Origin of the sequence: Collinsella ihumii, assembly GCF_030385545.1 — a bacterium.
In the GTDB taxonomy this organism is placed as follows: domain Bacteria; phylum Actinomycetota; class Coriobacteriia; order Coriobacteriales; family Coriobacteriaceae; genus Collinsella; species Collinsella ihumii.
In genome coordinates this window covers 169,207-177,174 of the sequence record NZ_JAUEIQ010000008.1, presented here as the reverse complement: position 1 = coordinate 177,174, position 7,968 = coordinate 169,207, and the positions used below count along the sequence as shown (strand labels likewise).

Below are 7,968 nucleotides of genomic sequence, written 5' to 3'. Positions count from 1 at the left end.
CGCATGAGGTCAAAAACGATCCGAATCAGGCTCAATCGAACGGATATGCACCTCATATGCGGGTGCCAGCCGCGTTCAGAGGGATCTCGGAACAGCAGAATAGAACTTTTTAGCCACTTTGCACCATAGGATGCTCCCGACGGAGACGGAACGCACCTACGGAGGCCAAGCACGCGGAGCCCGCGAGGAAAGCGGTCTTCCCCGTCCCATCGCGGCCGCAACCGCTTCCCTACAGCGCCCCTGCCAGCTGGCCCGCTGCGGCAAACACCACGATGGACGTGATGAGCACGATGACGCTCGCCAGGCGAAGCCGCTTCATGTCGAGGCGCGGAATCCACACGGCGAGGGCGGGCTTGTTCAGCAGCAGCGCTACCACCGATCCGACCAGCGCCGCAACGGACAGGTATTCCATGACGAGATACCAGAGGGGAAAGCCTCGATCCTGATCGTTCGGATCGACGATGGCCATGATGCAACCGAGGACAAACACCGCGTACAGCGCGATCAGCACGATGTTTTTGATGAACTTCGGCGATTGCTTGGGGCGACCGGTGCCCTCCTCGTGCAAGACGGCCGCGCCGGCAGATTGGGCTTCGGAGCCTACAGGGCCATATTCCCAATCAAACGGCGGAACATCGTTCAGAGCTCCCTGCGCATCAGAGGCTGCGCGATGCGCGCCCGCGGACACCGCAGCCGTACCCTCATCGGCGGCCTCGGCTGCAGGGACGATGCCCGAAACAGCCCGCTCGAATGCGAGCCTCATCTCCTGCACGCCCCCGAAGCGATCCGTGGGATCGAATGCCGTCGCCCGCGCAATGACGCGTGCCAGCGGCTGTTCGACCCCCAGCGCCTCATACTGCTCCTCGTTGCGGGCATCATGAGGGTTCTGCCCGGTCAGACAGAACAGCAGCAGCTTGCCGAGTGCGTACACGTCGCTGCGCACATCGGTCTGGCCGAACCCGAACTGCTCGGGCGGCGCATAGGAGCGCGTCCCGAAATGCGTCGTGTCCGCCTCCGCATCGGCACGCCACAAGCGAGCGATACCGAAATCGATGATGACGGGCCGCCCGCTCCGCACAATGACGTTCGATGGCTTCAAATCGCGATGGATAAGCGGCGGGGTGAAGCCTTCGTGCAACGAAGCCACCGCGTCACATAGCGCAGGAAACAGCGAGGCCGCAAGCTCGAGGGAGCCGCCTCGCTCCTCCACCAGATGCTGCAGCGTGGGCCCGGATACATACTCCATGACAACCGTCAGCGTGTCGCCGACGCGCGTGCACTCCACCAGGTGCGGCACCGCCAGAAGCCGCATGCCTGCGCGCTGCGCCCTCATGAGCTCCTCGTACGCCGAGCCGACACCGGCGGAGCAGTTGATCCGCTTGCGGACGAACGGCCCGAGCTCACCACCGCGGACTCCTTCGAAGAAGACCACATCGGTCGTCTCGAACTCCGTTTCCTTGAAACGCTGCTCCACGCGCCAGGAATCTGCGCGCGCGAGCGCCGACAGATGGGCGTCGAGCTCGCCGCTCACGTCGTGAGACCTCTCTATGTTGTCATGCGTATCCATACGCAGAATCGTACCAAGCCGACCGGTTTTTTAGGGACAGTCCCCGGAATTTCACTGCAGTGAAATTCCGGGGACTGTCCCTAAAAAACCGGGGACGTCAGCAGACCGTTTCCTCGCCCAAGCGGAACAGTTCCTCGTTGACCTTCTGCAGCGAACAACCGTGGTCGATACAGAAGATGATGATGGCGTCGCGCCGACTCTTGCAGGTGAGGGTGCTCACACCGGCGGCGGTGAGCGCCCTGTTCGTCTCTCGCAGCGATAAAGCCATGGCGAATGCGATCTGCAGCACCTTGTTGCGGCTCGGATTGCGCGCGCCCGTGAATATCTGGTACCCGAAGGTCTCGTTCAGATCGGCCATGCGGACCACCCGTGCGCGCTCAAGATGCTTCTTCTCAAGCAGATGCTGGAGATACTCGGAAAGCGTGCAAGACGGAAAATCATGCCCCGCGATAAACGAGTCGATGCTCGGCGCATCGAGCAGCTCCTGCAGCACTTCCTCGGTCAAACGCTCAGCCATGGGATCCTCCTACGCATCGGCATCGATCATCTCATGTATCCCCCACGGACACGCTGACAACTATCTCAAAATTGCGGATGGATTTCCTTAGCTGGCAGCTATGGGGATGAGTTCGCGCACTCCTTGATAACAGTCGGCGCGAAAACACATTATGTTGGCCAACGATTCAGAATATCCCGGATCGGCAGGGCGGGTTGCGGGAGTAGTTCCCAGAGGCGCCCTCGGGGATGAATGCCTCGTCCCCCTGGACGACCTCCTGGATGCACCCTCGCGGCGGATGCGCCCGCAGGCACGCATGTACCACGCGGTCTTTAGGCCCACGCCGTCGCGTGGACAGAGAACCACTGGGAAAGGTCAACGCAGCCCTTAAAACGCATATTCCTGCCACGAGACTGCATAAAAAACCGCTTCGGGCAAAACCCACAGGGAGAGTAGGCTGAGTTTGGTGCGATTTTTGAGGCTGCTTTCCCCACAGCCGCTATATCCCTCAGCATTTCCGCAGGAAACAACTGGGCAAATGCTGAGGGGTGCGGCGCATGTGAGCAGAGGGCACCGAAAAATCGTACCAAACTCGATATACATGTTTTGCACGCCCCCGCGGGGAGCAGATCGAAGGCAGCCGGCCCTCGCCGGCGGCCTAATCGGGCGCATCCCCTACAGCGCGGCTATTTCCCGCGCCACCTCCGTCGCGCTCAGTCCCGAGGTGTCCACCTTCATGGTGTTCAGCTTCCGATACAGGGGAAGGCGCTGCAGGCTCCGCCCGATTACATCCGAGGCGCGCGTGCCTGCCGCCACATCCTTGCGCAAACGTGAGACAAGCTCCTGTTCCGAGCAGATGAGCGAGACCGTTACAACACGACAGCCCGCGGTGTCCAGCCGGGAGACGATGTCGTCGATGATGGACTGCTCGTGCATGACCCAGCAAAAGATGACGTTTTCGTAGGCAGAGCATGCGAGAAAGTTGTTGAGCACGGCGCAGATGTTCCGGATGACCATGGCCTTCGTCTCGTCGGTGACCTGAAACGGGCTAGAGTCCCAGCACCAATCGCCGTCGAGGAATACGCTGTTGGGCAGCATCGTCTTCAATTCCTGGCAGACGGTGCTCTTTCCGACCCCCATGGTTCCGCCGATGATGAACAGTCTCTTCATAGGTGACCACCCAGCATATATATCCAAAGCCAGCTGCCGTGAGAAAGAAGCCGTCCTCAGCGCGTTGCAATCTTACATGTATGGTAGGGCCGCCCGCGCTACCTTGCTCCCGCCGCGCTACGGGAGCGCGACCAGACGACGGTAGACGGAGAGGCCCTCCAGCAGCACGCGCTCATCAAACATAAACGTATCGGTGTGGAGCGCCGTGGTCGCATGGCCCAGATCGCCGCATGCGGCCCGCTCGTCTTGCGGCGCGCCGACGCCGAGCAGGAAGAACACGCCGGGGATTTGGCGCTGGTAGAACGCGAAGTCCTCGGCGATGAGCAGCGGCTCGTCGATGCGCTGCAGCTCGGGCAGGACGGTCGCGGCGCGCTCGAACAGGGCGTCGTCGTTGGTGACCGGCGGATAGCCCTCCGCGATATCGATGTCGTAGGTGCACCCGCACGACGAGCAGGCCTCGTCCAGGGTGCGCGCGAGCTCCTCTTTCACCCGCTCGAACATCGCGTCGGAGAAGACGCGCACGCTGCCCGCGAGCGCCGCCTCCCCTGCCACCGCGTTGCAGACCGTCCCCGCCTGCAGCAAGCCGAAATGGGCGACGATGGGCTCATCTTGACCGAGCTTGCGCACGAGCCAGCGTTCCGTGACCAGGAAGCGAGCGGCGGCGAGCGCCGCATCGTGCGTCTCCTCGACGGTCAGCCCGAAGGTCTTGGCGATATGCGTGCTCTGCCCGTGAATGGAGATGTGCACCTCGCTCGCCCGCGCAAGCAGAGGACCGGGGCGCGATGCCAAAGACCCCCAGGGGAGGTCCGGCCACACGTGGAACCCGAAGATGCGCTCAACCTGGTTGCGCTCGAACACACCCGAGGCGCATACGCGCGCCGCGCCCCCCGTCGTCTCCTCCGCCGGCTGGAACACGAGCAGCACGTTGCGCGGCAACGCGCCCGGCCGCTCGCGGACCACCCGGTCGAGCCACCCCGCCAGCGTCAGGACCATGGCCATATGGGCATCGTGGCCGCACGCGTGCATGCGCCCCTCATGTGCAGACGCAAACGGGACGCCGGTCGCCTCCGCGATGGGAAGCGCATCCATATCGGCCCGGATGGCGACGGTGCGCGCCGAGCCCGTGTCGAACAGCGCGCAGACGCATCCGTCGCACGGATGGATCACCGTGCAGCTCAGCGGCTCGAGCACGCGCTCGATATAGGCGATGGTCTCGGGCAGGCAGAAATCCAACTCCGGAATGCGGTGCAGCTCGCGGCGGTGCCGGACGAGCTCGGCCAACGCGGCGTCGGTATCAAGTTCGAGCATGGCTGACCTCCGAATCACAGGGCGCTCACGCCCTCCAGTATACGCCGAAGATCGCATCCGCCCGCATCCTTCGCCTGCCCGCCCCCTCCCGAGACGGCGCAAAGATGCCTTCCCGCTCTCCCGCGCCGCCCCGATGCAGCTCAAAGCGCCCGTCTTTGAGCCGCTGGCCGTGCGCAGGCGCAAGAGCAAGGTTTCCAACGTGTATCGTCGCAGCATTTGCTCTTGTAAGGCAAAGTGGCTTCGTGATAGCATGCCGCCATTCGATAGAGGTAGCGGGCGCGAAGATGCGCGAGGTAGCCGGCAGGCGATGACCCCGCGCGAAGGCAACCCCGCCGAACTCGACCGCCGGGCGCGGCGCGATCGGGTGGGACCGCAGGGAACACCTGCGGGACTGTCTGCACGAATCTTGCAGGAGCGCTATCAAGGAGGGGCAATGCCTAAGCATCCGTTTGTATCGAAAGACCGGCTCGTCGATATCGCCGATCACGTTCCCACACCCTTTCACCTGTATGACGAGGCGGGCATCCGCGCAAATGCCGAGGCGGTGCTCGACGCCTTTTCTTGGAACCCCGGGTTCAAGGAGTACTTCGCCGTCAAGGCGAATCCCAATCCCGCCCTCATTTCGATCCTGCGCGACTACGGCTTCGGATGCGACTGCTCGAGCGACACGGAGCTCATGATCGCCGACGCGCTCGGGATCGGGGGGAGCGACATCATGTTCTCCTCCAACGACACGCCTGCGGCCGATTTCCGCCTGGCGCGCGACCTCGGCGCCATCATCAATTTCGACGACATCTCGCATATCGATTTCTTCGAGCGGGTCGCCGGGCCCATCCCTGAGACCGTGAGCTGCCGTTTCAATCCGGGTGGGCTGTTTCGCCTGGCAAACGGCATCATGGACAACCCAGGTGACTCGAAATACGGAATGACGCGCGAGCAGCTAGCGCAAGCCTACCGCATGCTCGCGGATCGCGGCGCCAAGACGTTCGGCCTGCACGCGTTTCTGGCGAGCAACACGCACGGCAACGAGTACTACCCCGCCCTCGCGCGCATCCTGTTCGAGCTCGCGGTCGACATCGCGCGCGAGACCGGCGTGCGCATCGGCTTCATCAACCTGTCGGGCGGCGTGGGCATCCCCTACCGCCCCGATGAGGAGCCCTGCGACATCCGCGCCATCGGCGAGGGGGTGCGCCGGGCGTACGAGGAGGTGCTCGTCCCTGCCGGCATGGATGACGTCGCGCTGTGCGCCGAGATGGGGCGCTTCATGATGGGGCCGTACGGCTGCCTCGTCACGCGCGCGATCCACGAGAAGCATATCTACAAAGACTATATCGGCGTCGACGCCAACGCGTGCAACCTCATCCGCCCCGCCATGTACGACGCTTATCACCACATCACGGTCATGGGACAGGCGAACGGGCCGGATAAGAGTCGGATGCCGGCGAGTCGCACCTACGACGTCGTCGGGAACCTGTGCGAGAACAACGACAAGTTCGCGCACGACCGCGAGCTGCCCGAGATCGAGACGGGGGACCTGCTCGTCATCCACGACACCGGGGCGCACGGGCACTCCATGGGCTACAACTACAACGGCCGTCTGCGCAGCGCCGAAGTCCTGCTGCGAACCGATGGCAGCTGCGAGCTCATCCGTCGCGCCGAGACGCCGGCCGACTACTTCTCCACGCTCGACGTGCTGCCCGTCGGACGCGCGCTCATCGAGCGGACGCGAGCACAACACGCGAGCGATAGCTGACCGAACGCGTGCCGACTCCGCACATCCACCATCTGAAGGGAGATACCATGGACATCAGGAATCTGCAGGGATCCATCGTCGCCCTGATCACCCCGTTCAACGCAGACGGCAGCGTCGACTACGATTCGCTCGAAAAGCTGATCGAGTTTCACATCGATGCAGGCACCGACGCCCTGCTGCCGCTCGGAACGACGGGTGAGAGCTCGACCATGACGCACGAGGAGGACAACGACGTCGTCCGCTTCGTCGTCGAGCATGCCGCGGGGCGCATCCCCGTCATCGCGGGCTCGGGCTCCAACTGCACCCAGACCATGCTCGAGAAGAGCCTCATGTACCAGCAGCTCGGCGCCGACGGCCTGCTGCTCATCACGCCCTACTACAACAAGAGCAACGAAGAGGGCATCTACCAGCACTTCAAGACGGTCGCCGACGCAGTCGACATCCCGTGCATCATGTACAACGTCCCCGGGCGCACCGGTTGCTCCATCAGCGTGCGCAACGTCGAGCGACTGGCCGAGCACCCTAACATCATGGGCATCAAGGAGGCGAGCGGCTCCATCGCCTACGCAAGCGATATCGCGCATTGCCTGAGTCCCGACTTCAAGATGTACTCGGGTAACGACGACATGATCGTGCCGCTCATGAGCCTCGGCGCCTCGGGCGTGATCTCGGTGTGGGCAAACGTCCAGCCCACGCTCGTCCACGACATGGTCCGCGCGTTCCTCACGGGAGACACTGCCCGCGCACGCAGCATCCAAGTTGAAGGCCTGCCGCTCGTACATGCACTGTTCTGCGAGGTCAACCCCATTCCCGTCAAGGAGGCGTGCGCGCAGCTCGGCATGTGCGAGGCCAACTACCGCCTGCCACTCGTTCCGATGGCCGATGCCAACCGCGCGCGGCTCGTGGAGGCCATGAAGGGAGCTGGTCTTCTTGCTTAGGATCGCCATCATGGGGGCCGGCCGCATGGGCGCGCTCATCCGCAACACCGCCGAGTCCATGAGCGACGATACCGGCGCGTGGCTGTTTGACGTTGTCGCGCAGGTCGGCTTCGACCTCGATGCCGCCGATTCCGCCGCGCCGGCAGACGTCATGATCGACTTCTCCAACGTGGCCACGCTCCCCGCCGTCCTGTCCTACGTTCAGCGCACCGGCTGCGCGCTGGTCAGCGGAACGACAGGGTATACCACCGAACAGCTAGCCGAGCTCAAAGAGCTAGGTACACGCGTGCCGGTCGTTTGGTCGGGCAACTACTCAATCGGCGTCGCCGCGCTGCGCCACCTGACCGCGCAGGCAACATGCGAGTTGCCGGGCTTCGACGTCGAGATCGTCGAGTGCCACCACAACCAGAAGGCCGACGCACCCTCCGGCACCGCCACCATGCTCCTGCAGGCCGTCGAGGAGGCCAAGGCGGATCCGGCCTATCACCCCGTCTACGGGCGACAGGGCATGTGCGGCGCGCGCGATCCACATGAGATCGGCGTGCACGCGCTGCGCGGGGGCACGGTCGCAGGCGTCCACACCGTCAGCTTCTTTGGAACCGACGAGGAGGTCTCGCTCACGCACCGGGCCACGAGCAGGCAGATCTTCGTGAACGGGGCGCTAGCCGCCGCGACCAAACTCGTGCAGCGCGGCCCGGGGTTCTACACCTTCGACCAGATCATGTTCGGCTAGGAA

7 protein-coding genes and 1 riboswitch are annotated in these 7,968 nt (G+C 63.7%); of the genes, 3 read left to right on the top strand and 4 right to left on the bottom strand.

From position 1 onward, the window contains the following. Positions 1 to 229: 229 nt before the first annotated feature. The 4 genes from QVN30_RS09055 to QVN30_RS09040 all read right to left on the bottom strand — a co-directional run bounded on the left by QVN30_RS09055 (position 230) and on the right by QVN30_RS09040 (position 4,541). Complete coding sequence (locus QVN30_RS09055; protein ID WP_289836147.1) at positions 230 to 1,567, bottom strand: serine/threonine protein kinase; 1,338 nt, start codon at positions 1,565 to 1,567, stop codon at positions 230 to 232. A 97-nt stretch (positions 1,568 to 1,664) separates the two neighbouring features. Continuing rightward, a complete protein-coding gene (locus QVN30_RS09050; RefSeq protein WP_066833465.1) occupies positions 1,665 to 2,084 on the bottom strand; it encodes a hypothetical protein in 420 nt (139 codons plus the stop codon). 654 nt (positions 2,085 to 2,738) lie between these two features. Then, positions 2,739 to 3,233, bottom strand: a complete 495-nt coding sequence (locus QVN30_RS09045; RefSeq protein ID WP_289836146.1) for an AAA family ATPase — start codon at positions 3,231 to 3,233, stop codon at positions 2,739 to 2,741. 117 nt (positions 3,234 to 3,350) lie between these two features. Then, a complete protein-coding gene (locus QVN30_RS09040; RefSeq protein WP_289836145.1) occupies positions 3,351 to 4,541 on the bottom strand; it encodes an amidohydrolase in 1,191 nt (396 codons plus the stop codon). 256 nt (positions 4,542 to 4,797) lie between these two features. Further along, a riboswitch (Lysine riboswitch) is annotated at positions 4,798 to 4,969 on the top strand. Positions 4,970 to 4,974: 5 nt separating this feature from the next. Between QVN30_RS09040 and QVN30_RS09035 the strand changes: the two genes are divergently transcribed. Genes QVN30_RS09035 through dapB form a run of 3 tightly spaced genes read left to right on the top strand, consistent with a single transcriptional unit; the run spans position 4,975 to position 7,965 of the window. Further along, positions 4,975 to 6,294, top strand: coding sequence for a diaminopimelate decarboxylase (locus tag QVN30_RS09035; RefSeq protein WP_289836144.1), 1,320 nt, complete (start codon positions 4,975 to 4,977; stop codon positions 6,292 to 6,294). Positions 6,295 to 6,341: 47 nt separating this feature from the next. Continuing rightward, positions 6,342 to 7,232 carry a 4-hydroxy-tetrahydrodipicolinate synthase gene (dapA, locus tag QVN30_RS09030; RefSeq protein WP_289836143.1) on the top strand — a complete coding sequence of 297 codons (891 nt, stop codon included), beginning with the start codon at positions 6,342 to 6,344 and terminating at the stop codon, positions 7,230 to 7,232. Beyond that, positions 7,225 to 7,965: a 4-hydroxy-tetrahydrodipicolinate reductase gene (dapB, locus tag QVN30_RS09025; protein ID WP_289836142.1), complete on the top strand. Its 741-nt coding sequence runs from the start codon at positions 7,225 to 7,227 to the stop codon at positions 7,963 to 7,965. Before dapA ends, dapB begins: the two co-directional genes overlap by 8 nt. Positions 7,966 to 7,968: the final 3 nt, after the last annotated feature.

Bases quoted from the DNA above. Each gene is read 5' to 3' on its own strand.
- QVN30_RS09055 (WP_289836147.1), bottom strand. From the start codon at position 1,567: ATGGATACGCATGACAACATAGAGAGGTCTCACGACGTGAGCGGCGAG.
- QVN30_RS09050 (WP_066833465.1), bottom strand. From the start codon at position 2,084: ATGGCTGAGCGTTTGACCGAGGAAGTGCTGCAGGAGCTGCTCGATGCG.
- QVN30_RS09045 (WP_289836146.1), bottom strand. From the start codon at position 3,233: ATGAAGAGACTGTTCATCATCGGCGGAACCATGGGGGTCGGAAAGAGC.
- QVN30_RS09040 (WP_289836145.1), bottom strand. From the start codon at position 4,541: ATGCTCGAACTTGATACCGACGCCGCGTTGGCCGAGCTCGTCCGGCAC.
- QVN30_RS09035 (WP_289836144.1), top strand. From the start codon at position 4,975: ATGCCTAAGCATCCGTTTGTATCGAAAGACCGGCTCGTCGATATCGCC.
- dapA (WP_289836143.1), top strand. From the start codon at position 6,342: ATGGACATCAGGAATCTGCAGGGATCCATCGTCGCCCTGATCACCCCG.